This window comes from Gardnerella washingtoni, assembly GCF_049262705.1.
Lineage (GTDB): Bacteria > Actinomycetota > Actinomycetes > Actinomycetales > Bifidobacteriaceae > Bifidobacterium > Bifidobacterium vaginale_D.
Genome location: NZ_CP058398.1, coordinates 1,115,277 through 1,140,805, shown reverse-complemented (window position 1 = coordinate 1,140,805; position 25,529 = coordinate 1,115,277). Strand labels below are relative to the sequence as shown.

The window sequence follows — 25,529 nt, the reverse complement described above, 5'->3', positions numbered from 1 at the left end:
TTTATTAATTTACGTGCATAATATGAAAATTGTGAATATCCTAGAAAGTGGGCATCATTTGTAATAACAATAGAGATGAGGCAGCAATGACTGAACGTGAACAGCAAATCTTGACTTGGATTCAACAAAACCCAATGATTAGTCAACAGGAACTTGCAAATCTTGCAGGTATTACACGTTCAGGTGTTGCTGCGCATATTTCCAATCTTATTCGTAAAGGATATTTGCGCGGCAAAGGCTATATTGTAACGCCTCCAAGCTATGTAACAGTTGTTGGCGGCATCAGTATGGATGTACTCGGTATTGCGTGCGGTGATTTGATGGATTACACTTCAAATGCTTCGCGTGTGCGTTACATGCTTGGCGGTGTTGGTCGAAATATTGCGGTTGCTTTGGAACGGTTGAACATTCGTACGAGTATGGTGTCTGTGTATGGTGGCGATCATAATGGTGAATTGTTTAGGATTGATGCTGCTGCAAATGGTTTAGATATTGGGTATGCGAAGCAACTTCCTGATTCTATGACTGCTTCATATATGTATGTTGGTGATGCTTCTGGTCAGCGTCTGTTGGCGCTTGATGATATGAGTATTTACAATCATATGACTCCTGATTTTTTGCGTGAGCGCATGTCGATTATTGAAAATGCAGATATTTTAGTAATGGATACTAATATTCCGCAAAAATCTTTGGAATGGTTATGTGATCGTTATCGTCGACCTATTGTAGTGCGTGCGATTACTGATGCGAAAGCTACGCGAGTGCTTTCACGGTTATCTCGCATTGATACTTTGATTTTAGATACTGCTGAATCGCAGGCATTGACTGGTATTAATGCTATTGACGAGCGTTCTGCAGTGCGCTGCGCGAATGTGTTGTTAAAGCGTGGTGTAAAACATGTGTTTGTGAATGCTGGTCGTGCAGGAGTTGCTTATGGTGTTGCAGGTGAAGGTGTGTCATTCTATCCTGTACAAGTAAAGCGTGTGCAGCGCATGATGTTAGCTAAAGGTAACGGCAATATTGGTGTAGAAGCAGTTGGTAACGATAATGGCTCAAGTGATGCTGCTACTGCTGCGTTGATCTATGCTCGTTATAACGATTTTGATGCTGCGAAAACTGGTCGTTTTGCTGTTGCTGCAGCTGCATTGAATACTGAATCAATGCAACCTGTGCATGAGTCGTTTACGCCAGAGCTGATTATGAACCGCATGGCTAATGTTCACGAGCGTATCTGAGTTGGTCGTTGCGCGTGTGTTGAGCTTTGCTTCGTATGTGTAATTTTTTTGCGTAATTTTTTTGCGTAACTGTTCGTAAATCTTCCTGTAAATATTGTTTGCGTCGCAACAGTGCTTTGCTATACTTGTTATTGGTCATTTGTTTATTGTTATAAACAAATGTTAAATAAGAAATGTTATATGACGCAATGATGCGTATGAGCATACGGAATGCGTATTAACGTACAGCGCATGAATCATACGGTAAGTTACGTATACATTGACTTGTTGTTAGTAGCAGACTGTTATTAATAATAGTCTGTAACAAACTGTTGCTAGCAAGAAGCTAACTATTCACAAAGGAGTAATAATGACTTCTATTATCCTTGACTGTGATCCTGGTCATGATGATGCCATGGCCATTTTGCTTGCGCTAGGTAATCCAAATATTGATTTGCTAGGCGTAACAACGGTTGGTGGAAATCAGAGTCTTGAAAAAGTGACCTATAATGCGCGAGCAACACTTGAAATGGCGCATGCTACGAATATTCCAGTACATGCAGGTTGCGATCGCCCAATGATTCGTCCGTTGGAAGTTGCAGCTGCAGTACACGGTGAAACTGGTCTTGATGGTGTAACGCTTCCAGAGCCTACGCGACCATTGGACGAAGGGCACGCAGTTAATTGGATTATTGACACTATTATGAGTCATGAACCTGGTACGATTACGCTGGTTCCAACCGGACCTCTTACCAATATTGCCATGGCTGTGCGCATGGAGCCTCGAATTGTGAGCCGAGTAAAAGAGGTTGTGCTCATGGGTGGTGGCTACCATGTTGGCAATTGGAGTGCTGTTGCTGAATTTAATATTAAGACTGATCCAGAAGCAGCACACGTAGTGTTTAATGAAGCCTGGCCAATTACTATGGTTGGTCTGGATTTGACACATCAAGCGCTTTGCACGCCGGAAGCACAGGCGAAGATCGATGCTGTTGGAACTCCACTTGCTGCGTTTGCTAGTGGATTGATGAACTTCTTCCGCAAAGCATACCAAAATAACCAAGACTTCATTGATCCGCCTGTTCATGATCCTTGTACTATTGCTTATTTGATTGATCACAGTGTGGTAGAGACTCGTCGTTGCCCATTGGATGTTGAAATTAAAGGTGATTTGACGCTTGGCATGACGGTTGCAGATTTACGTGGTCCGGAGCCATCGGCTGAGGAATGCCATACGCAGGTTGCTACAAAACTTGATTTTGATAAATTCTGGGATTTGATTGTTGACGCGCTTAAGCGTATTGGATAATCATACTAGAATGTGCGATGGTTGCAATTATCTCAACTTTTTATGCACTAAAGTTCGTAGATAATTACAAGGATAATTATTTGGATAATTGCATGAAGTATTGCCTAGATAATGTAGCAGAGCAAATCTACTGGATTATCAAAAATCCAATAAATTATCAAAATCTAATAATTAAATTAAAAATTTAGACGGAATTTGATACGAGGTTATGATGACTGAGGTTTCATCTCCAACGCCTTCTATGCTAGATAAAGGCGGTCGTTCAATCGTAGCGCTTATGACAGCGCTGCTTGTTGCTATTTTCGCGTTCCAGTTGAACGCTTCTATGCTATCTCCAGCATTAGCAACAATGACAAAAGAGCTTCACACAACCGATACACAAATCGGCTTAACTCAAACGGTATTCTTCACCGCAGCAGCTTTGTTCTCGCTGTTTTTGCCTCGATTAGCTGATTTGGTTGGTCGAAAAAAGGTACTCATTGGCATTTTGATTTCGACGATTTTAGGTTGCGTTGTTTCTGCGCTTGCTCCGAATGTCACAGTTCTTATGATTGGTCGTATTTTGCAAGGTGCATCTGGCCCTGTGGTGCCAATGTGCTTAATTATGCTGCGCGTAAAAGTTACAGAAGAAAAGCGTTACGCAAAGTTGATGGCAATTTTAACTTCCGTCAACGGCGGTATTGCAGGCGTTGATGCATTACTTGGCGGTTGGCTTGCAGGTCACTATGGATTCCGCTCAGTATTTTGGACGATGGCTTTTATTGCTGTTATTGCCGTGGTTATGGTTGTGTTGGCAGCAGAAGAATCACATGCTGATGATACACCAAGTATGGATTGGGCTGGCGTAGTGACGCTGGGTATTGCATTCCTTGCAGCGTATCTTGCAATTAATGAGATAGATAAGCTTGCTTCCGCAAACTTGACTATGATTGCAGGACTTGTGGTTGTGGCTGTTGTGTTCTTCGTTGTGTTCTGGAAGATTGAGGGCAATAGCGCAGCTCCGCTTGTTTCTACGCATTATATGAAGCAGCGTCGTACGTGGGGATTGCTTCTTTCCACGCTTTTGACTATGACTGGCGTATTCGCTTTGATGAACGGCGTTGTGCCGCAGCTTGCGCAGGATGCGAAGGCTGGTGCACATTTGGGAGCTGATGTTGTGAGCTTTGCAACGCTTACCCCTTACGCAATTATTGGATTCCTGTTCGGACCTATTGCCGGTATTTTGGCCGCAAAGTTTGGATACCGTTTGGTGCTTCGTGCCGGAATTTTGGTAAGTATTATTGGCGTGCTATTTGGCATTTATGTTGCTGGAGTACCATCCGTTTGGGCACTAGTTGTGCTCTCTCTTGCGATGGGTATTAGCTACGCTGGTGTTGCCAACATTATGCTTAACGGTCTTGGTATTGTGCTTTCTCCAAAAGATAATCCAGGTTATTTGCCAGGCATGAATGCTGGAGCGTTTAACTTGGGTGCCGGTTTGAGCTTTGCAATTCTCTACGCTGTAATGACGAATGTTGCCGGAACGAATGGTGCAACAGGCGGATACATGGCTTCGATGGTTGCGGGCATTGTGCTGCTTGTACTTGCGTTTGCTTGCTCCTTCTTGATTCCGAATCCTGAAGAAGTAAATAAGTAAGTTAAGTAGGGTTGTTTTTGACTGCAAACGCCGGGGAATTTTCTCCGGCGTTTGTTGTTGCGTGACGACCTGCTTTCGCGCTTGCTTAATGTGGCGCGAGTTTTGGGGGATTTCTCTCCTCGCACGTCCCGTCCTTCAGTCGCTTTGGCTGTTAAAGGTGTTTATTGTGTTCGCCTTTCTTTAAAGAACGTTGCTCCATCAGTCCTCTTTTAGTGCTCGTAGAGAAATCCCCCAAACTCTGCGTGTTTAATCTTTAATAACCTCGTTTTATCGCAGAGATTTTTCGATTTTTCTTCTTCGCTTGGCGAATCAGCAGCCTACGGCTCTGACGTTCGCCGCGCCCAGTGCGAAAAATCTCAAATCTCTACCACACTGGTATTCGTATACTGAAGTCGCAAAACAAACTGTGGGTTGGTGTGTGGTATGTGTGCTTGGCGTGATGTGTGCAGTAGCAATGATGCTAGTGTTCTTTTAAGCAATAAATACTCAACGTAAGCAGAGCAATACTGCAAAGCTACAGGAATATTTACCAGGGAATTTTCTCCGGCGTTTGTTTCCTTTTGAAGTTACAGCTAAGCTAGAAGTATGCATATTATTGCGGGACGTTTCAAATCTTTGCCATTGACTTCGGCACAATCTTGTACGAGGCCGACCACGGATCGTACGAAAGAAGCTATATTCTCTAGGCTTGATTCGTGGGATGTTACCACGGATGCGCGCGTACTTGATTTATTTGCTGGCACTGGTGCGCTCGGCGTTGAGGCGCTTTCTAGAGGCGCGCGCGAACTTGTGTCTGTTGAGGCTAATGCTCAGGTTGCGTCTCTTATACTTCGTACATCGAAAGCGTTGCAAAGTTCAAAGGCTTGGGATTCTGCACTTTCGATGAGGGTGATTCGCAAGCGTGCGGAGCAGTTCGTTGCAGACTATAAAGGGCAAGCGTTTGAATTGGTTTTTATTGATCCGCCATATGCCTATGAAACCACGGATTGTGAAAAGCTGCTGCTTTCAATGATTGAACATGGTGTTGCTAGTGCTGATGCTGATACGCTGATTATATTAGAACGAAGTGCGCGCAGTGTTCTGCCAGTGATGCCTGATGGCTGGGAACTATTCGATACGCGCAATTACGGTGAGACTTCTGTTTTGTTTATTCAGCCTTCTCGCGACTAATCTTATTTTTTCATAAGTTTTTGCGCGGATGATCGCCTGAAACTTCCCAGCCGAGCGATATAAGGGTCTTTCGATCCGCCTTATTGAGCGCCCTACAATCAAGTCGTTCAATGAGATCCGGTCGAATTTCACTGGTTCGCGCAATGGCTTCATCTCGACGGAATCGGTCTACTTTTGCATGGTTTCCTGAAGTCAATACATCTGGAACGCTGATGCCGCGCCAAGTAGTTGGCCGCGTGTACTGATGATGTTCCAACAGCGCGTCCGTACCTGTATACGACTCTTCAACAATCGACTCAGGATTGCCCATAAACCCAGGAATTAGGCGCGTAATCGCCTCAAGCATAACGCTTACTGCAACTTCGCCGCCATTTAACACGTAATCGCCAATAGAATATTCGCGTACATCAACACCTTGCATACGGTAGTATTCTGGAATACGCGCGTCGTAGCCTTCGTATCGTCCGCATCCAAAAACTAAATTCTGAGCACGACTTAATGCTGTTGCATCTTTTTGTGTAAATAGTGGGGCAGAAGGGTTAGGAAATATAAGAATTGGCTTACTTGGGTCTACTTTATTTGATGTGACTTCTGATTCTTCGTAAGCATCGCAAGTTTCATAACTATCGCAAGTATTTTTTATTTCAGATTTTGGCAAATGAAGCAGCTCGTCCAAACATTCTGCCCATACTTCTGGCTTCATAACCATGCCAGCTCCGCCGCCAACAGGCGTATCGTCAACAGACTGATGTACATCGTGAGTCCATTGACGCAAATTGTGAGCTCGGATTTGCAACAAACCATTATCTTGCGCTTTTCCAAGCAAACTTAAGTCAAGCATCTGAAAATATTCAGGGAATACAGAAATAATATCGATGTTCATCATAATAGTTTTTTTTTAATGGTAGATATGGCTTATGTACTGCTCTGCTCCTACGCTTTTGCGTAATCGCTGATTCATTTGCGTTAGAAATCTATGGATTCGTAATTTAGCAAGTGTACGCTCCATAGTTCTTCACGTGCTGCGCTTTTGTTGTTTTGATAAGTGATTATGCCAATGAATTTACAGTTTAACGATTAAAAGTGGTAGTGTTGAGCATTTTGTGTGCTACGACTTCTTGTTCATTGCGACAATCCGGGAATTAATCCGCCTGGAGGATCAATCATCACGTAACCTGCAGTAACGTTAACTTCTGGCACAAGCGCCTCAACAAACGGTACAAGCGCGGTTTTATGTTCGTCGTCACTTGGCTGATCTAAGCGAATTTTAAGCAACGATTGCGCGCCATCAAGCACGTCCACGATCGTACCAATAATCTGGGAAGGTAATCCCAACTGATTTCCCTCACACAAACGCGCTTGCAAGCCAACTAAATCCTTAATATACCAGGCGTTTTCAGCAGCAAGTTTTTGTGCATCTTCTGCCTGTACGTATAATTCCAAACCATTCAGAGCTTCAGCATCGTTGCGATTTTGCGATTCTTCAAACAGCAGAATCCAACGGTTTTTAAAGGTTCGCGCGCGCTCAATAACAAACTCGCGTGAACCATCCGCAGTATAGAGTACGTTACCAATCTCGAAACGTTCATATGGCTCGTCAGTGAAGATTTGTACAGTCACTTCACCTTTTAAACCTTGTGCTTTACCGATACGACAAACCCTCAGCAGGTCGTTACGATGTTGCTGAGGGTTGTCAAAAGATTGTTGGTCTAAGGCCACGTTCATCTCACCTACGTACGTCCATAATATCCACGCGCACATTGTGATCGCTTAAAGCTTGCACAACGACACGAATAGCATTAGCAGTACGACCATTGCGACCAATAACACGACCAATATCCTCAGGATTCACGCGTACGCGTAGCAGTTCGCCGCGAGCGTTTTCGTGAGAACGTACAGATACATCATCAGGGAAATCCACGATGTTCTTAATGAGATGTTCCACAGCTTGAGCCAGCATGATTACTCAGCCTTTTCCTCAGCTTCAGCTGCTTCGGCTGGAGCTTCTTCAGCCTCATTTGCAGCGGCTTCAGCTGCAGCCTGTGCCTTAGCGGCGGCTTCAGACTTAGCAGCCTTCAACTTCTGAGCTTCAGCTTCAACAGCTTCCACGCGAGCCTGTGCATCTGGACCAGCTTCAGAAGTCTTCAATGTGCCTTCAGCACCATCGAGACCCTTGAACTTCTGCCAGTCACCAGTAATCTTCAGCAGCTTCAATACTGGTTCAGTTGGCTGTGCGCCAACGCCAAGCCAGTACTGTGCGCGCTCAGAATTAATCTGAATCATAGATGGCTGCTTATTTGGATCATAAACGCCAATCTCTTCAATGGACTGACCATTGCGCTTATTGCGTGCATCGGAAATGACTACGCGGTAGAAGGCATAGAACTTCTTGCCCAATCGCTTGAGACGAATCTTGGTTGCCAAAATGGCTCTCCTTATAACTAGAGTCGTGGAATTTCGTTCGGGTGTGGGGCACTCCTTGCGAGCTTCCACATGTTCCTCACGTGACCGGGAAGAGGGCGCCGATTCACGCGAATAACTTATCTATTATGCCTGTTTGTTTGGACGTTTTTAGTTTAGTGGATAGATGGTGATTGTGGCGATGTAGGCTAGGTGATCCGTACCATCAATTATTACATTTTTTTGCCAAACAGCTTGAGCTTCGCAGTTTTTTGCGCAAAATAGCACGTGATCAAGCGTAAGATTTGGCCAGTTAAGCCAGGTAGGCCAGGTGTGTAAACGCTTTCCAATCGAGATGCCAGAGTCTACAAAACCTGCTTTGGTAAGTGCTCGAAAGCTTGGATGATCGACTGCAGAATTAAGATCGCCTGTAAGAACTGTGAGAGTTGCTGTGTTGTCAGTTTCCTTAGTTTTTCTTGTTCCTGTAGACGAAGTCTCCTCTATATTCATGTCTTTTGCAATCTTTGTAGTTGCTATGTTTTTTGTAGTTTCTACTGCTTGATGAGTCGATATAAGAGTTACGAGTGTGCGGATTCCTTTGCTCCAAGCTGTACATCCTCTCATTGGCGACTTTGGATGCGCGGAAGCAAATTTCACACTAACTTTTTTAGTTGCACCAAAATCTAAACAAGTCGTAACGCTTGGTACGCTTGCAGCCTCAATTTTTACGGCATTATTACAAGTAGCAATCGGTGAATATTGTGTAAAAATCGCGTTGAATCCACCATTATTGTGCTTGCTTTGCGCACCTACGCAAGAAGTCGGAAAAATTTCATAAATGCCGAGTTTTTCAAGATTTTTTACTAAAGATTCGCTTAATTCTTGTAAAAGTAACGTATTTATATGATATTTTTTTGCGATTTTGATTATGTGAAATGCGTCTGCTTTTCCGTATCTGCAATTTAGCGTCATAACGCGGATTTCTTGGTGCTGCTTTTCCTGGCGTTTGCGCGACGACCTGCTTTCGCGCAACCTACGCAACCTTCCAAAACAGTACGGTGTATACGACTTAAGTGAAATCAAAAATAGTACAGCGTATGCAATGCATAAATATGCGTAAGATTGGGCTAAAGTAAGCGATTGTGTCACTTTCTCTGCGTAGCATGCGAAGAACAAAAAAGCTCCAAAATTACACAGAAGTAGTGCTCCTGCAATGTAAGTTGCAAGTGGAAGCAGCGCAATAATATATGGAAGTGGGTTATATTTATCCGCACCTGTTGGCAGCCACCGAAGTAACTGCCACAAAAGAAGCGGCACAAATATAACCCACAAAAACGCCAATACTAAAATCATCGACCGAATAATCCAGCTAATCCGCCGCCAAAGTTAGGTGGAAGTTGATTATCTTGATTTGAATTTTCAGAATTCATAAGTTCTTGCAAGCCTTCAGGAAGATTCTGAAGATTTGGCTGCTGTGGCTTTGCAAAAGCAGAACCAGCAACATCGTTACGATTAGATTCTCCAGAAAGGCGATCTCGTAACGCGCGCTCTTCAGCTTCTCTACGCATTGGATTTCCAGACTTTCCGCCCTTCTTCTTTGACTTTTTATCCTTACGTTTCGACTTGCTTCCAGCGCCGCCAAATCCTGGTATGCCACCCATTCCAGGCATGCCAGCGCCTCCACTCATGCGTTTCATCATCTTTGCAGCCTGCTCAAAACGCTGCAAAAGCGTATTAACCTGTGAAACGCTTACGCCAGCGCCAGCAGCAATTCGCGCGCGACGAGATCCGTCAATAATTTTTGTATCTCTACGCTCTGCCGGAGTCATAGAGCGAATAATTGCCTCAGTGCGGTCAATTTCGCGGTCATCAAACTGCTCAAGCTCCTTACGATGTTGAGCCATGCCAGGCATCATGCCTAAGAGCTTCTTCATTGAGCCAAGTTTACGAACCTGCTGAAGCTGCTCCAAAAAATCATCCAAGCCGAAGCTGCCTTCAGCAATCTTTTCAGCAGCCTTGCGTGATTCTTCCTCATCAAACTGCTTCTGCGCATGTTCAATAAGCGTTAAAATATCGCCCATATCGAGGATTCTGGAAGCCATACGATCAGGGTGGAAAATCTCAAAATCCTTCAACCCTTCACCGGTAGAAGCAAACAAAATTGGCTTTCCAGTAACGCTTGCAACCGAAAGTGCAGCGCCTCCTCGAGCGTCGCCATCAAGCTTAGAAAGTACAACGCCTGTAAAGTTTACGCCGTCGTTAAAAGCTTGAGCTGTGCGAACAGCATCTTGACCAATCATGGCATCAATAACAAATAGCACTTCTTGCGGTTGCACAGCATCGCGAATATTGCGAGCCTGCTTCATAAGCTCTTCGTCAACACCCAAACGACCTGCGGTATCAATAATCACAGTGTCGTACATCTTTTCGCGCGCGTAATCAATAGAATTACGTGCAACTTTAACCGGGTCGCCCTTAGTAAACCATGGCAGAGAAATTGCGCTTCCGCCTGTCTGTACGCCCTTTTCTGGTGCAAAAACAGGAACTCCTGCGCGCTCGCCCACAACCTGCAACTGTGTAACAGCGTTAGGACGCTGTAAATCTGCAGCCACAAGCAGAGGAGTATGTCCAGAATCCTTCAACCAGTAGCCAAGCTTGCCAGCAAGAGTAGTTTTACCTGCACCTTGCAAACCTGCGAGCATAATGACAGTCGGTGGATACTTCGCAAAATTAAGCGGCCTATCTACACCTGCACCCAACACCTGCGTAAGCTCATCGTTTACAATTTTCACAACCTGCTGAGCAGGGTTCAGTGCGCGCGAAACTTCCTCGCCAAGAGCGCGCTCGCGAATGCGCGCAGTGAAGGAACGCACCACTTCCAGTGCGACGTCGGCATCGAGAAGCGCGCGGCGAATCTCGCGAATTGTGCCGTCAATATCTGATTCAGAAAGCTTGCCTTTGCTGCGCAAATGCTTGAAAGCATTGGAAAGGCGGTCTGTTAACGAACTAAATGCTGCCATAATGTTCCTATTCTACCTGCTGCTAACGAGTGCTTCTTATTTTTACTGATAACTGATACTTTACTTCTTTATTATGCTACTTCAAATGCCATGATGAACCTTGCGCACTATCTTCAATAATTACTCCGGCACTATTGAGATTGTCACGAATTGTGTCAGCAGTAGCAAAATCCTTCATTTTGCGCGCATTGGCTCGAGCTTGAAGCTGCGAAGTAATAAGAGCGTCCAGAGCATTGTGTTCCTTGCTGCCTTCACTGTTTGCATCAGATTGATGAGTATGTGATAACCAAGGTTCTCCGTAAGGATCTAATCCGAGTGTATCTAACATAGCGCGCACTTGCAGAACGGCAAGATATAGCAATTTTTTGGTGCTACTGTTTTGGGATTGCGAGGATTCTTGCGAAGAATTTTGCATACAATCGTCAAGAATCGCATTTCCTTGACGAATAGCAGTAAATATTGCTGCGTTTGCACCGGAAACGTTCATATCGTCGTTCATTGCGCGCGTAAAATCTTCCGGAAGTGAGTCAGCATCTACAGATTGCACTTCTTCGCGCGTTGGTGTCTTTTCAAGTAATCGGTTTGCTCTCTCAAGAAAGTTGACAATGCGGTCGTAAGCAGATTTTGCTTCTACCAAAGCTTGGTTAGACCATTCCAACATAGCGCGATACTGCACTGCTCCCAAAGCGTAGCGAACAACCCATGCTGAATTATTTGCCAAAACAACTGGTACGGAAAGGCCATTTCCCAAGGATTTAGACATTTTTTCACCCTTGGCAGTTACCCACGCGGAATGCATCCACACATTCGCGCTTTTCCACCCAGCAGCTGTTGTTTGTGCCATTTCGTTTTCGTGATGGGGGAATCGCAAATCTAATCCGCCGCCGTGAATATCAAAATTATCGCCAAGATAACGATGGCTCATAGCTGAGCACTCAATATGCCAACCGGGGCGTCCTTCGCCAAAAGGAGTTTTCCAACGCGCATCCGGCTGATCGAAATCGCAAGGAGCTTTCCAAAGTGCAAAATCTCTAGGATCGTGCTTATCTGGTGAAGCGTCGGCAGGGTCAGTCGGATTGTAAATATCGTTACCTGCTGAATCAATGCTTGGACCCTTTGCATCTGCAATTGCTGCGGCTTCATCACCATCAATTTCATTACGATTTTGATTTTGGTGCGTAAGCTCGCCGTAATGCTCCCAACTTGGTACGTCGAAATAAACATTTCCAGTAGGATTTCCAGAATCGTCTCGAATAACGTAAGCGTGACCACGCTCAATTAAGTGTTCAATCAGCTCAACCATATCCGTAATATGACCGGTAGCGCGCGGCTCAACTGTCGGTGGTAAAACGCCCAAAGTGTCATAGGCTTCACTAAATTCGCGCTCGTAAATGTAAGCGCGCTCCCACCAAGTTTGACCTGCTTCGCTAGCTTTTTTCATGATTTTATCGTCAATATCGGTGACATTGCGCACAAACGTAACTTGATAGCCGAGTCGTAATAACCAACGACGAATTACGTCGAAGGCTATTGCTGCACGAATATGACCAATATGCGGCGAGCTTTGTACGGTTGCGCCGCACACGTACATTCCAACTTTCCCCGGTTTTGTAGGCTTAAATGCGCTTGTTGTATGGGAGGCGGTGTTGTATAAGCGTAAGTTTTCCGCGGCTTTAGTAACGTTTGCGGTTTCTTCGTTCAAAGTCTTATTAAGCATAATTGCTATTATAAGTGCTTCTTTATACTCAGAGTGATTTTGAGAAGTTGTATTTCGTGCGTCGGCTCTTTAGTTAGCGATACAATTATTGCGATTTGGTTTTAGATTTAACTTTAGTAATCCAATTAGATTCATATCTATTACCTAGCAGTTTTTGATTTGTTCGTTACTGAAAGGAATATCATGGCTGAGATTTCATCTGCTCTTATGACGGACATGTATGAATATACGATGCTTGATGCGGCGTTGAAAGACGGTACTGCAAATCGTAAGTGTGTTTTTGAAATTTTTACGCGCCACTTGCCTCAGGGTCGTCGTTACGGCGTTGTTGCTGGAACTGGTCGCATTTTGGAAGAGCTGCAAAAATTCCATCTTTCGGAAGATGATTTGCGTTTCTTAAGTGATCGCAAAATTGTTAGCGCTGAAACGCTTAAATGGCTGGAAAATTTTCGTTTTAGCGGTAAAATCTCCGGTTATCGCGAGGGGGAGATGTTCTTCCCGAATTCGCCAATTTTGCAGGTAGAAGGCACTTTTGGTGAGTGCACATTGCTTGAAACTGTGCTTCTTTCTGTGCTTAATTACGATTGCGCTGTTGCATCTGCTGCAGCTCGCATGGTTTCAGCATCAGCAGGACGTCCTTGCATGGATATGGGAGGCCGCCGCACGAACGAATATTCAGCGGTTGCTGCTTCTCGCGCTGCAGTAATTGGTGGTTTTAAGGGCACAGCTAATTTGCTTGCAGCAAAACTTTACGGCTTAAAGGCAATCGGTACCGCGGCTCACTGTTTTACACTTGTACACGACACTGAGCGTGATGCTTTTACTTCTCAGATTGCTGCTCTTGGTAAAGGCACTACGCTTCTTGTTGATACTTACGATATTGAGAATGCGGTAAAGACAGCTGTGGAAGTTGCGGGTCCTGATCTTGGTGGAATTCGTATTGATTCTGGAGATTTGTGTGCTTTAGCTCGTCGTGTACGAAATCAACTTGACGAATTGGGTGCGAAGAACACAAAGATTACGGTGACGAACGATTTGGATGAGTATGCGCTTGCTTCTTTGCAGAACGCTCCTGTAGATTCTTATGGAATTGGAACCATGCTGGTAACTGGTTCTGGTGCTCCGACTTGCGCAATGGTTTATAAGCTTACTGAGCGCGAAGGTGCGGACGGTGTTATGTATCCTGTTGCAAAGAAGTCAAAGAATAAAGCAACTGTGCCAGGTCGCAAGTTAGCATATCGTTCATATGATTACAGTGCTGATTTGCATGGTGTTGCCGATTGCGAGCGTGTAATTTCTGGATCGGAAGATGCTTTGGCTCAGTTCAAGCCTAAGGATTCATGGGAAAATCTGCTTGTTGATTATATGGTTGATGGCGAGGCTGATAAGCAGTTCATGGGTCACGATGCGATTATGCGTGCTCAAGATTATTGCGCTTCGGCTTTGCAGCGTTTGCCGTTGGCTGCGCAAAGTTTAATGCGCGGCGATCCAGCAATTCCAACTGAAATCCATGTTCTCTAAAATATTGGTATAGTTCATTAATATTGTTCATAAATTAGCGTTACTTTTATGTTGTGAAAGATAAAAGTAACGCTAATTTATAACGAAATAATAGTAATATTAAGATATTAAAAACCGAAGTGGCTCATATTTTCGTATATTTTCTTGCATTCAGGGCATACAGGATAATCGTTTGCTTCACGGCGAGGAATCCACACTTTACCGCACAAAGCAACTACCGGGCGACCAGTTATATGAGACTCTTCAATGCGATCTTTAGAAACGTAGTGTGCAAAACGATCGGCATTACCACCGTCGTCTAAACGAGCATCTTCATCTACTTCAGGACGTTCAAGTACTGAAGTGTTTGTGCCTGAGTTGGAATCTGGGTGAGAGGATTGCGAATCGGCTTCCATAATTGCACGAAGTGTGTTATCTGCGAATAATGTTGAAAGCATTGCACATTCCTTTCTATAATAGTGTTTCATTAAATCTCATTAAATCTAATTAAATTAAACTTAACTTCACTCAACTTAACTAAACTCAATCAAAATCTAATTAAACGTTAGTAATAAATAGCATAAAGCATTATTGCAACAAAATCACGAAAAGTTGTTAAATAATAGCTGCATTTATAAGCACATTTTTTGTTCCCACCCATAATAGTGATACTCTAAAAACATGACTATAGCTGTGTGTCCCGGCTCATATGATCCAGTCACTGCCGGCCATTTAGACGTAATACAACGTTGTACGCATCTATTTGATGAAGTGCACGTGCTGGTTGCAGTGAATGCTGCAAAAACGCCACTGTTTTCGGAATCTGAGCGCGTACAAATCATTCGTGAAGCCGTAAGTAATTTGCCTTATGCGCATAATGCGCATAATACACATGATGAGCATCATCAATTTGGCGAAATAATAGTCGCATCAACCGAAGGATTGATTACTGACTATTGTACGCGCGTTGGTGCCACGGTGATTGTAAAAGGTTTGCGTCAAAACGGTGATTATGAAGCAGAACTTGGTATGGCTTTAGTAAATCGTAAATTAGCTGGCATTGAAACACTCTTCTTACCAGCTGACCCTATACTCGAGCATGTATCAAGCTCAGTAGTTAAGGATGTTGCGCGTCACGGAGGAAATGTTACTGGTATGGTTCCAGATAACGTAATACCTTTGTTACAGAAACGTTTTGCTGAAAATTCGCTACAACGAAGTGATAATGCAGCTACGCTAAGTAAAAGAGACAGGAGAGTAGAAGATGACGAGTGAAAATAGTATGAAAGATGGTATGGTTGAACATGCTGCTACCTCAGTTACTGAAAGTGATGACACTATGGAACGTGAAGTACATGTTGATCGCAGTCAGCAGCTTCCGCTACATCCGGTGCTTGCTGATGATGAAGATGCTCAAAGCAGTGTTGTAAACGCAGTAGTAGACGCACAAAATTCTTCGATGCAGGGTGATTTAATAGCGAGTAATGATGCTGATAACACGGAAACATCTACTGTTGCTGCTGTTGGCAATGAGAGCACCAATATCAATGACATGAATGTAAAAACTGATGCGCATGGAGGCGTAGACAACACATCAGCATCTACAGCAACACCACTTTCTGCTTTTCCACTGCCAGATTTGCGTGAACGTGAAGATGGTGGAGCAATCAATTTTGATGAAGAAGAATCAGTCCCATCATCAATCGCAACAACTACAGTAAGTGATGAAATACGTTCAAAAAGTCGTGCTGAATTCACCACCGTTTACGACATTATAGATGCTATGGAAACAGTACTATCTGAAGCTAAAAATGTATTGTTCTCTCCAGGAATGGTAAAAATTGATCGCGATGATTTCATCGATCAATTATCGCGTTTAAAAAATATGCTTCCAGTACAATTAGAGCGCGCTTCAGCATTAATGCGCGAAGCAGAGCGACGACTGCGTACTGCACAATCACAAGCTAGCTCTATTGTTTCTTCCGCACAATCCCAGGCCGCGGAGATTATTGATGAAGCGCAAGAACGCGCACAATTCCTAGCCGGTCAGGAAAACGTTACAGCTTTAGCTAAGCAGAAAGCACGCGATATTCTTACCACAGCACAACACAAATCCGATAAACTTACTCAAGGTGCTGATCAATATTGCATAACTGTTATGGAAGGACTAAAACAGCAGCTTGATAAATTAGAACAGGATGTGCAAGCAGGTCAGCGCGTGTTAGAAGAGCGTCAACGTGCTGCCGCACATGTGCAAAATGATACGAATGCAGCATTGTACAATGATGCTGAAGATGATGAAAGGAATGAGTAATGACTTCGCATCCTTCCCAGTCACCATGGGCAGTTCCAGTAGCGCAAATGGCTGCGCGCGCTGGTAGCAGTATGTCATTGCACCGAGTATTTCCAGCTCCAGATGGTATTGGAGATTATGTTATCGGCGTAAAACCAGGCAGTGATGTGATGGTTGATGGCGACTTTGATGCCGTAGTGGATGGCTTAATGTTCCAAGGTAGTATTACTGCTCCTGTGCATGCAGAATGTACACGCTGTTTGATGCCACTTCGTCGTGACTGGAAAGTAGATGTATGCGTGTTCTTTCCATATGTAGATTCGCGCTCGCAACATGCTCATAAGCACAACAATGCAGATGAGAATGAATCACAGATTTGGGACGATAATGATGAGTCTGGTAATGTGTATCCGCTAGTTGGTGGTGGTGATTTTGCCGATATTGAGGCACTTATTCGAGATACCATGGTGAGCGAATTACCATTGCAGCCGTTGTGTGAGCCGGATTGTCGTGGATTGTGTTCGCAATGCGGTGAAAACTTAAATGAACATCCTGAGCATCATCATGATGTTACAGATATTCGATTTGCAGATTTGGAAGGCTTAAAAGCACAACTTGAGCAATCTGAAAAGCGCGACGACCTGCCTGAGCGCTGCGATTTAGCGCGCGAAGGCAACTCGGAGCGGAAACTCGCTTAGATTGGAAGTCCAGTGGACTTCCAACGCGAGTTTCGTAGCGAGCGCTTAAAGCGCGAGCTTTTGCGTAAAGCAGATTTCGCTTAAATCTCAAGTAAGTTAATAAATTGTACGGCGCTTGCTGTAATATACAGAACGCTTAAGCTCAATCGATTGAACGAAATAGAGGAAAGATTATGGCACTGCCTAAATACAAGACCTCGCGTGCTAATACGCATTCGCGTCGCGCTAATTGGAAGGCGTCTGCCGTGCAGACTGTGACTTGCCCAAACTGTGGTTCTGAGGCATTTCCGCACATGGCTTGCCCATCTTGTGGCACCTTCCGTGGTCGTGTGTATCGCGAAGCTATTCGCTCTGCACACACCAAGTAGGTTGTACTAATAAAACCCTGCCATCGACGGGTGGCGGGGTTTATTTTTTATTTATTTGATTGCTTAATTTTTTCTTTGTTTGTATGTGTTGTTTGTATTTATTGTTTGTAGTAGATGAGTGTAATGTTGCAAATTTAGCATTTTTGCTGTGAGTGTTCAAAACCTGCGCGAGTAAAAAGTGGTTACTGTGAGTGTTGATGAGGGGGACTATAATAATGACTGCTATGAAGACTCAGAATAAACAAGAAGATCAACAAAATCGTAAGCATCAGCATGAAGAACATGATTTGCAAGTACGTCATAACGCAGGTGGGGTGTTGAGATTGGAGAATACTTCAGCTCGTCCTGGGGATCCGACGCAAGAGCTTTTAAATGCTTTGGGGACTACTATTTCTCCAGATTTACTGGTGGAAGCATTAACTCATCGTTCATTCTCGCATGAACACCCTGGTACAAGAAATTATGAACGGCTTGAATTTTTGGGTGATGCTGTGCTGGAACTTGTGTCGACGGAAACGCTATTTTCTGCTCATCCAGATATGACGGAAGGTCAACTCGCTAAAATGCGTGCGAAAGCAGTGTCCGAATGGGCTCTTTCGGCTGTTGCACGTAAAAAGCTTCACGTTGGTCCGTATATTCTACTGGGTCGAGGTGAAATGGAGCAGGGTGGAAACAACAAAGATTCGATTCTGTGTGATATTGTCGAAGCGCTTATTGGTGCAACATTTGTTGAGCACGGTATTGATGAGGCGCGCTTAGTTGTGCATCGACTGATTGATGATACTTTAGCGGAAGTGCTCACTGAAGGTCCGGCTCTTGATTGGAAAACATCGTTGACTGTGAAAGCGCATGATATGGGTTTAGCGGATCCAGAGTATCGCATGGCGGTTTCTGGACCAGAATATGCTCCAGTATTTGAGGCTCGCGCAGTGTTGGCTCATGCTGACGGTGACGAAGTTTTAGGCGTTGGAAGTGGTTCTAGTAAACGTAAGGCCCAGCTTGCTGCTGCAGAGCTTGCTTGGCATGCTCTTGATTCGCGTACAGTTACGCAAGCTAAGCCATAATTTTATGCACCAGCGTTGTTGTTAACGCTGGTGCATTTTTACAGTTTATTTTTACAGTTTTTAGATCTGTTCGGAAAGCTCCATCCACTCGTCCTCAAGAGTATTGGTTTCTTGAGTATTTTGTTGTAATTCTTCATTGAGTGCTTGCAATCCCACGAAATCGCTTGGGTTATGAGTAGCCATACGTTCCTCAATGTCAGATTTTTGATTTTCGAGTTTGGTAAGTTTGCGTTCAATGGCTGCAATACGTCTGGTTGCTTCGTAATAGGCTTTTCCTGTGAGTTTTGATTGACTATTGGTAGTGTTGTCAGCGTTGTTCTGATTATTTCCTATATTGTTATCGCTGACGTGTGTTTGTGGTGTGTTAATACTACTTTCGTGGTCGCGTTGAAGTTGATCTACGATCTGCAAATACTCGTCTACTCCTCCTGGGAGGTGACGAATTTTGCCGTCGATGAGTGCAAACTGCTGATCAGTTACACGTTCAAGCAGATAACGGTCGTGGGATACCACAATAAGCGTTCCTGGCCATGTATCGAGCAAATCTTCCATTACGGCAAGCATGTCAGTGTCAAGGTCATTGCCTGGCTCATCCATAATCAACACATTTGGTTCATTCAAAAGAATCAGCAATAGTTGCATTCGTCTTTTTTGACCGCCAGAAAGATCAGCAATTGGTGTCATAAGCTGTTCTGGCTTAAAACCAAGTCTTTCCATAAGTTGACCGGGTGTTACTTCTTTGCCGTCAATAATGTAACTTGGTTTGTATCGGCTTAGTACTTCTTTTACTTTATATTTTCCGAGCTTTTCCAATTCTTCTAAACGTTGTGAAAGTACGGCAAACTTTACGGTTTTGCCAATATTGACATGACCGAGTGTAGGTTTGAGCGATCCATCAATAATACTGAGAAGAGTTGATTTTCCGGCACCGTTTGCACCAACAATTCCGAAACGATCTCCAGGACCGATAAGCCATGTTGCGTCGTCGAGAATCATACGTCCGGTAATTGTTTTGTGTTCTGCCGCCGCAGTTTCTGGATTATTTTCGTCTGAGTTTTCTTGATGTTCGTCGACTGCAATCGTAACACTTCCTGTGTGCGTTGGTTGCGCAAAAACTGAGTTTACAATATCGACTTTATGTGATGTTTCTGCAGTAAGTTCCGACAATGCTTCATTTTCTGCAATATCTGGATCGATATTTGCTAGCATTTTCTCATCGTCAAAAATTTGTGTCACATCAATCAAATCGACAACTTGTTTGCCAAGTCTAGAAGTTGCCATTCTTTTAAGCTCAAGCGTATTACGTAATGGTGGCACATCCGCAATAAGTTCACGTGCTTGCTTTACATGGAACTTCTGCTTCGTAGAGCGCGCTCTAGCTCCGCGTGAAAGCCAAGCCAACTCTTTTCGCGCCAAGTTTCGTCTGCGTTCCTCGCGTACATCTGCTTGACGTTCTCTTTCAACGCGTTGCAACATGTAAGCACTATATCCACCTTCAAACGGATCGATTACGCCGTCGTGTACTTCCCACATAGACGTGCAAACTTCATCCAAGAACCAGCGGTCATGCGTTACAATCAGCAATGCTCCTTGCCCGTCTTGCCAGCGGTGAAGCAGGTGTTCTGCTAGCCAGTGAATTGTTACTATGTCTAGGTGGTTTGTAGGTTCATCTAAAGCTAAGATGTCCCAGTCGTGAAGCAAAAGTCTTGCTAAATCTGCACGTCTACGTTGTCCGCCAGAAAGTGTGCCAACTTTTGCTTCCAAATTGATTCCGCCAAGAAGAGCTTCTACGATTTCGCGTGATTGTTGGTCTGCAGCCCATTCGTAATCTTCGCGATTTTCCAAAGCTGCTTCGCGTACAGTTGCGTTATCGTCTAAAGGATCGCGCTGGTCGAGCATGCCGAAAGTGAGCCCACCGCGTTTTGTTACGCGACCAGAGTCAGGTTTCATATGTCCTGCAAGTAGGCGAAGCAGTGTTGACTTTCCATCACCATTTCGTCCAACAATACCAATTCTGTCACCTTCAAAAACGCCTTGTGTTACGTTTGTAAAAATCGTTTTTGTAGCAAACTCTAGTGAAACTTGTTCTAATCCCAAATCATACGTAGGCATAATGCATAAATATAGCTGTAGACTTCTACGAAACAGCTCTCATGCAATACAACGGGTGTAGAAGATAACCGCCACGTGCTAGATTGGTGAGTTATGGCTCAAATCAAGGATATGCTGGATTCAATAAAACCTATTCGTGTTGATGGTCGTGCAGTTGACGAATTAAGACCGGTGCATATAACTCGCAATTTTACTGATGTTCCTGAGGGCTCTGTGCTTATCGAGTGTGGTAATACGCGTGTGATGTGCACAGCAACGTTTACGGTCGGCGTGCCTCGTTGGCGACGCGACTCTGGTTTAGGTTGGGTTACTGCTGAATATTCGATGCTTCCTCGTGCTACAGCTGAGCGCACTGATCGTGAGTCTGTTCGTGGAAAAATAGGTGGTCGCACGCATGAAATTAGTCGCCTTATTGGTCGCTGTTTGCGCGGTGTTGTTGATATGAAAGCTATGGGCGAGTGCCAAATACAAATCGACTGTGATGTGTTGCAGGCAGATGGTGGTACGCGTACAGCTTCAATAACTGGTGCTTACGTAGCATTAGTAGATGCGCTTCGTTGGGCAGAAAAGCATAACGCTATTCGTTCTGCTTCGCATGTGCTTAAGGATTCTGTTTCTGCTGTTTCTGTAGGAGTTATTAACGGTACGCCTATGCTTGATTTGCCATATGTTGAAGATAGTCAAGCTATGACAGATATGAATGTTGCTATGACTGGTTCTGGAACTTTTATTGAGATTCAGGGTACTGCTGAACATCGTCCGTTTAATCGTGATGAATTAAATATTTTGCTTGATTTAGCTGCTAAAGGTAATCGTGAATTGCAAGCTGCTCAGAATGCAGCATTAGAAAAATAAAAAGAGTTGTTGCAAAATAACAATATTTGTAGCAAAATATGCAGAATATTTTATAGAAAAGTGAATATGTAGAAAAATGAATATGTAGAAAAATGAATAATTGTACAAATGTAATGTAATTACATAATAAGTAACTATAAAAGAGATTGAAGGAGAGCGGGCGTGAAACTTGTTGTGGCGACGCATAATGAGGGAAAACTCGTTGAAATTAAGCGCATTCTCACTGAACAGTTGGCAGAATTAGCGAATCAGTTTGAGCTTATTACTGCCGGTTCACTTGGTCTACCAGATCCTGTAGAAACAGGTGTTACTTTTGAGCAGAATGCGTTACTGAAAGCTCGCGATGTTGCTGCTAGAACTGGTTGCCCTGCTATTGCTGATGATTCAGGTCTTATCGTTGACGTATTGGGTGCAGCTCCTGGTATTTTGTCGGCACGTTGGAGCGGTGTGCATGGTGACGATAAAGCTAATAATGCGCTTCTTTTGAAGCAACTTTCTGATATTCCAGATCAATGTCGTACTGCACGTTTTCGTTGCGCTGTGGCTCTTGCTATTCCTGATGCTTGTAGTGAAGTTCCGGAAAGTAGTGTGATGTCGCATGCTCGTGGATTTGAAATAGTTCGTATTGGCGAGATGATTGGTCATGTATTGCGTGAAGAACGTGGCACTAACGGTTTTGGCTATGACCCTTTGTTTGTGCCTGATGAGCAGCCGGTGCGCAACGGCGTGCAGATGGAAGGCTTGACGAGTGCGGAATTAACGCAAGAAGAGAAGAATGCAATTTCTCATCGTGGTCATGCATTACGCGCATTATTACCTGAGTTGCAAGCGTTATTTTTGACAGAATAAGAATAAATTATTGCAAACCGATGTTTATAAACCGATGTTTGTAAAGATATTGCCAATAATTTGCAGTGAATTATGGGTAAGTAGTAAGACTGTATTCAAACTTCGGGTTTTCGTTGAGATACAAGGAAAACCCGAAGTGACGAAATTTAGTAAGTCTATCATTTAGTCTTATTTGACTTTTGATGAAACATACTATCGAGTGTGTTATGCATTGTAATACAAGCGTTTTGCGGTAATCGAACCTGTTTGCTGCATATTCGCCACCCGGACAAAACTGTGTAAAAATAAGCTCATAACCCTTACTGCAGTAAGACTCACAGCATATCGAATGTGGGCTATTTCTTATGCTAAGCGGCGTTCAAAGTAGGTATTAGCTGAATATTTAACAATAAATCGTCAAACTCTGTTACTAATGCAGAATACGTACTGCGCGAATAACGCTAAATCGCAATTATTCGTTACTAATGCAGATTACGTACTGCGCGAATAACGCTAAATCGCAATTATTCGTTATTAACGCAGATTACGTACTGCACCAGTAACATATGACTGTTACTTTCTCAGTTTGTTAGCTGAATTATTAACAGTATTGAGAGTGTTGCTTATAACCCAGAATATTTATCAGCTTAGCTTTACACATTTTTTGAGCTACAACCCAATTATTGCGGGCATACGCGTCTAATTTTGTGATGGAAAAATAAAAAATCTCAGCGGAATATGAGGACATATCCGCATAAGATTCACAAAGTGCGCGAGATGGGACTTGAACCCACACGTCGTAAGACACAGGAACCTAAATCCTGCGCGTCTACCATTCCGCCACTCGCGCGCGTAGTTTCTGGATACAGCCAATCAAGCGTATAAACACAAATAAAACACAGCATTAATGCGCCCGAATGGGTCAGAGAGCCGCTTGACAGAATCGAACTGTCGACCTTCTCATTACGAGGGAGACGCTCTACCGACTGAGCTAAAGCGGCATGTTGCCCGAGACGCATTCGCGACTCGCGCACAAGTTAATCATTATACATTATATCTTCATATTTGTCTAGCTTGGCGTGCCGTTTTATAAACGCTGCTATGCCAGCGTTCGATATCCTGCATACCAACTTCCACTATAATACTCCCGCGGTAACAAAATTGATGATATTGCAAAGAAGCTTGAGTTATTGGTTGCGTATGTTCATTTTTATGTTCGTGTTCGCGTGTTTCTGTCTGCTTTTGTGAGTATCTTGTGAAGTGGATGATAGTGATACAGCGTGCAATCTTCTGCATAGTGTGCATGAATATATTGCAGCAATAATACATGCGATGATTCGTGGTGTCATAGTTTGTTCTATGAAAACGATGATTTGTTGGTTTGTGTATCACATCAGTTGAAAGAAATGAAAGGACCAAAACAATGGCCATCAATCCGCCAGTTGACGCCGTAAAAACCCCAGAATGGGCTGCATTGCAGAAGCATTACGACGAGTTGCAGTCTGAAGGCGTCTGCCTGAAGAAATGGTTTGCAGAGGATGCAAATCGTGTGGATAAGTTGAGCTTCGAAGCTGGAGATCTCCACTTCGATCTTTCTAAGAATTTAATTAAGCCTGAAACTCTTAAGCTTTTTGCCGACCTTGCAAAGGCTGTAAAGCTTGACGAGCGTACGAAGGCAATGTACACCGGTGTGCACATTAACAATACCGAAGATCGTGCAGTGTTGCACACTGCTTTGCGTCGTCCTGCAGAGGATGCTGGCAAGTTCATTGTGGACGGTCAAGATACCGTTGCAGACGTGCGTGAAGTGTTGGGTCGCATTTACGATTTTGCTAACGAAGTTCGTTCCGGCGCTTGGAAGGGCGTTACTGGCAAGAACATCAAAACCGTTGTAAACATTGGTATCGGCGGTTCTGATTTGGGTCCGGTTATGGTTTACGAAGCCTTGAAGCCATACGCTGACGCTGGTATTAGCGCTCGCTACGTTTCTAACATTGATCCAAACGACATGGCAGAAAAGACCAAGGATTTGGATCCAGAAACCACGCTTTTCATCATTGTTTCTAAGACCTTCACTACTTTGGAGACTTTGACCAATGCTCGTACCGCTCGTACCTGGTTGCTGAACAAGCTTCAGGAGTGCGGTGCTATTGACGGAAGCGACGCAAAGAAGGCTGAAGCTGTCGCTAAGCACTTCGTGGCTGTTTCCACCAACCTTGAGAAGGTTGAAGAGTTCGGCATCAACCCAACCAACGCTTTTGGCTTCTGGAGCTGGGTTGGCGGTCGCTACTCTGTAGATTCCGCTGTTGGTACTTCTTTGGCTGTGGTTCTCGGTCCAGAGCGCTTTGAAGAGTTCTTGAAGGGCTTCCACGCAATCGATACTTACTTTGCTGAGACTCCATTCGAGAAGAACGTTGTGGTGCTTCTTGGTATGCTCAACGTGTGGTATCGCAATTTCTACAAGGTTGCTTCCCATGCTGTGCTTCCATACGATCAGTACTTGCACCGCTTCCCAGCTTATTTGCAGCAGCTCACCATGGAATCCAACGGTAAGTCTGTTCGCTGGGACGGCACTCCTGTAACCAGCGAAACCGGCGAAATCTTCTGGGGCGAGCCAGGCACCAACGGCCAGCACGCTTTCTACCAGTTGATTCACCAGGGCACTCAGCTTATTCCAGCTGACTTCATTGCTTTCGTGAACACGCCAAATCCTACTAAGGATGGCGATCAGGATGTACACGAGCTCTTCTTGGGCAACTATCTTGCACAGACTAAGGCTCTTGCTTTTGGTAAGACTGCTGACGAAGTTCGTGCTGAAGGCACTCCAGAGGAGATTGTTCCAGCTCGCGTATTCAAGGGCAACCGTCCAACCACTTCCATCTTCGGCGATGCTTTGACTCCATTTAGCTTGGGCGAGCTTATTGCTCTCTACGAGCACATCACCTTCGTTGAAGGTACTGTTTGGGGCTTGGATTCCTACGATCAGTGGGGTGTGGAGCTTGGCAAGCAGCTTGCAAAGCAGATTACTCCTGCAATCTCTAAGGATGATGAAGCTTTGGCAGCTCAGGATGCTTCTACCCAGAGCTTGATTCGTTTCTATCGTGCTCATCGTAAGTAATGCATTGAGTATTTGATGTAAGCCTCTTGATGATGAAATTCATCAAGAGGCTTTTGTTTATTATTGCAGTTTGTTTATTATTGCAGTTTGTAGATTATGCGAGTATTTGCGCTGAGTTCACAGCCTGCACTATATAGCACTTAGATAGTAGTTACTTTGTTGAATTTATTGCGCTAAATACATGCAAGTGCTTGTGCTTATTTTTGAAATGTGGGTTTTATCAATAA

Annotated in this window: 21 protein-coding genes, 2 tRNA genes and 2 pseudogenes; 13 read left to right on the top strand and 12 right to left on the bottom strand. The window is 44.1% G+C overall.

The features are described 5' to 3' along the window. Positions 1-86 precede the first annotated feature (86 nt). The 4 genes from HXT28_RS04330 (at position 87) to rsmD (ending at position 5,329) form a co-directional block, all read left to right on the top strand. The gene (locus HXT28_RS04330) at positions 87-1,235 is read left to right on the top strand and encodes a PfkB family carbohydrate kinase (protein ID WP_422113314.1); all 1,149 of its coding nucleotides are present in this window, start codon (positions 87-89) and stop codon (positions 1,233-1,235) included. Positions 1,236-1,584: 349 nt separating this feature from the next. Next, positions 1,585-2,523, top strand: a complete 939-nt coding sequence (locus tag HXT28_RS04325) for a nucleoside hydrolase (RefSeq protein WP_016636709.1) — start codon at positions 1,585-1,587, stop codon at positions 2,521-2,523. A gap of 211 nt (positions 2,524-2,734) precedes the next feature. Next, entirely contained in the window at positions 2,735-4,159 is a 1,425-nt protein-coding gene (locus HXT28_RS04320; RefSeq protein ID WP_032814386.1) for an MFS transporter, read from the top strand. Between the two features lie 585 nt (positions 4,160-4,744). Further along, on the top strand, positions 4,745-5,329 hold the full coding sequence (rsmD, locus tag HXT28_RS04315; protein WP_064346985.1) for a 16S rRNA (guanine(966)-N(2))-methyltransferase RsmD: 585 nt from the start codon (positions 4,745-4,747) through the stop codon (positions 5,327-5,329). Between the two features lie 10 nt (positions 5,330-5,339). On the opposite strand, the gene trmD is transcribed toward rsmD, so the two are convergent. From trmD to cysS, 7 genes are all read right to left on the bottom strand, one after another. After that, complete coding sequence (trmD, locus tag HXT28_RS04310) at positions 5,340-6,212, bottom strand: tRNA (guanosine(37)-N1)-methyltransferase TrmD (RefSeq protein WP_032814391.1); 873 nt, start codon at positions 6,210-6,212, stop codon at positions 5,340-5,342. A 239-nt stretch (positions 6,213-6,451) separates the two neighbouring features. Next, entirely contained in the window at positions 6,452-7,054 is a 603-nt protein-coding gene (gene rimM / locus HXT28_RS04305; protein WP_016637771.1) for a ribosome maturation factor RimM, read from the bottom strand. Position 7,055: 1 nt separating this feature from the next. Then, positions 7,056-7,289 (bottom strand): RNA-binding protein, encoded by a 234-nt coding sequence (locus HXT28_RS04300; protein ID WP_016637772.1) that lies wholly within the window; start codon positions 7,287-7,289, stop codon positions 7,056-7,058. A gap of 2 nt (positions 7,290-7,291) precedes the next feature. After that, positions 7,292-7,753, bottom strand: coding sequence for a 30S ribosomal protein S16 (gene rpsP / locus HXT28_RS04295; RefSeq protein ID WP_032814384.1), 462 nt, complete (start codon positions 7,751-7,753; stop codon positions 7,292-7,294). A gap of 147 nt (positions 7,754-7,900) precedes the next feature. After that, complete coding sequence (locus HXT28_RS04290) at positions 7,901-9,082, bottom strand: endonuclease/exonuclease/phosphatase family protein (RefSeq protein WP_422113313.1); 1,182 nt, start codon at positions 9,080-9,082, stop codon at positions 7,901-7,903. Continuing rightward, complete coding sequence (gene ffh, locus HXT28_RS04285) at positions 9,079-10,749, bottom strand: signal recognition particle protein (protein ID WP_016637775.1); 1,671 nt, start codon at positions 10,747-10,749, stop codon at positions 9,079-9,081. Before ffh ends, HXT28_RS04290 begins: the two co-directional genes overlap by 4 nt. 76 nt (positions 10,750-10,825) lie before the next feature. Then, positions 10,826-12,466: a cysteine--tRNA ligase gene (gene cysS, locus HXT28_RS04280; RefSeq protein ID WP_064346979.1), complete on the bottom strand. Its 1,641-nt coding sequence runs from the start codon at positions 12,464-12,466 to the stop codon at positions 10,826-10,828. A gap of 183 nt (positions 12,467-12,649) precedes the next feature. On the opposite strand from cysS, the gene HXT28_RS04275 reads away from it, so the two are divergent. Further along, positions 12,650-13,987: a nicotinate phosphoribosyltransferase gene (locus HXT28_RS04275; protein WP_016637777.1), complete on the top strand. Its 1,338-nt coding sequence runs from the start codon at positions 12,650-12,652 to the stop codon at positions 13,985-13,987. A gap of 107 nt (positions 13,988-14,094) precedes the next feature. On the opposite strand, the gene HXT28_RS04270 is transcribed toward HXT28_RS04275, so the two are convergent. Further along, the gene (locus HXT28_RS04270; RefSeq protein ID WP_032814381.1) at positions 14,095-14,424 is read right to left on the bottom strand and encodes a DUF3039 domain-containing protein; all 330 of its coding nucleotides are present in this window, start codon (positions 14,422-14,424) and stop codon (positions 14,095-14,097) included. Positions 14,425-14,647: 223 nt separating this feature from the next. On the opposite strand from HXT28_RS04270, the gene coaD reads away from it, so the two are divergent. From coaD to rnc, 5 genes are all read left to right on the top strand, one after another. Next, on the top strand, positions 14,648-15,241 hold the full coding sequence (gene coaD, locus HXT28_RS04265) for a pantetheine-phosphate adenylyltransferase (protein ID WP_422113312.1): 594 nt from the start codon (positions 14,648-14,650) through the stop codon (positions 15,239-15,241). Further along, positions 15,231-16,280 (top strand): hypothetical protein, encoded by a 1,050-nt coding sequence (locus tag HXT28_RS04260; protein ID WP_064346976.1) that lies wholly within the window; start codon positions 15,231-15,233, stop codon positions 16,278-16,280. The genes coaD and HXT28_RS04260 overlap by 11 nt, the downstream gene beginning before the upstream one ends. After that, on the top strand, positions 16,280-16,957 hold the full coding sequence (locus HXT28_RS04255) for a YceD family protein (protein ID WP_422113311.1): 678 nt from the start codon (positions 16,280-16,282) through the stop codon (positions 16,955-16,957). The genes HXT28_RS04260 and HXT28_RS04255 overlap by 1 nt, the downstream gene beginning before the upstream one ends. A gap of 173 nt (positions 16,958-17,130) precedes the next feature. Further along, the gene (rpmF, locus tag HXT28_RS04250) at positions 17,131-17,325 is read left to right on the top strand and encodes a 50S ribosomal protein L32 (protein ID WP_016636728.1); all 195 of its coding nucleotides are present in this window, start codon (positions 17,131-17,133) and stop codon (positions 17,323-17,325) included. A gap of 224 nt (positions 17,326-17,549) precedes the next feature. Further along, entirely contained in the window at positions 17,550-18,389 is an 840-nt protein-coding gene (rnc, locus tag HXT28_RS04245) for a ribonuclease III (protein ID WP_230953053.1), read from the top strand. A 60-nt stretch (positions 18,390-18,449) separates the two neighbouring features. On the opposite strand, the pseudogene HXT28_RS04240 reads toward rnc, so the two are convergent. Then, positions 18,450-18,674, bottom strand: a pseudogene (locus HXT28_RS04240) (ABC transporter C-terminal domain-containing protein); the annotation flags it as partial. Between the two features lie 116 nt (positions 18,675-18,790). Beyond that, positions 18,791-20,501: pseudogene (locus tag HXT28_RS04235) on the bottom strand (ABC-F family ATP-binding cassette domain-containing protein); the annotation flags it as partial. Positions 20,502-20,594: 93 nt separating this feature from the next. On the opposite strand from HXT28_RS04235, the gene rph reads away from it, so the two are divergent. Together rph and HXT28_RS04225 are read left to right on the top strand one after the other, a co-directional pair. Further along, positions 20,595-21,356: a ribonuclease PH gene (rph, locus tag HXT28_RS04230; RefSeq protein ID WP_016636732.1), complete on the top strand. Its 762-nt coding sequence runs from the start codon at positions 20,595-20,597 to the stop codon at positions 21,354-21,356. 162 nt (positions 21,357-21,518) lie between these two features. Continuing rightward, positions 21,519-22,205: a non-canonical purine NTP pyrophosphatase gene (locus HXT28_RS04225; protein WP_016636733.1), complete on the top strand. Its 687-nt coding sequence runs from the start codon at positions 21,519-21,521 to the stop codon at positions 22,203-22,205. Positions 22,206-22,953: 748 nt separating this feature from the next. On the opposite strand, the gene HXT28_RS04220 is transcribed toward HXT28_RS04225, so the two are convergent. Both HXT28_RS04220 and HXT28_RS04215 read right to left on the bottom strand, forming a co-directional pair. Continuing rightward, positions 22,954-23,034 (bottom strand) — tRNA-Leu (locus tag HXT28_RS04220). A gap of 78 nt (positions 23,035-23,112) precedes the next feature. Then, a tRNA-Thr gene (locus HXT28_RS04215) sits at positions 23,113-23,185 on the bottom strand. Positions 23,186-23,607: 422 nt separating this feature from the next. Here HXT28_RS04215 and pgi point away from each other — a divergent pair. Then, on the top strand, positions 23,608-25,302 hold the full coding sequence (pgi, locus tag HXT28_RS04210) for a glucose-6-phosphate isomerase (RefSeq protein ID WP_004105339.1): 1,695 nt from the start codon (positions 23,608-23,610) through the stop codon (positions 25,300-25,302). The last annotated feature ends 227 nt before the right edge of the window (positions 25,303-25,529 follow it).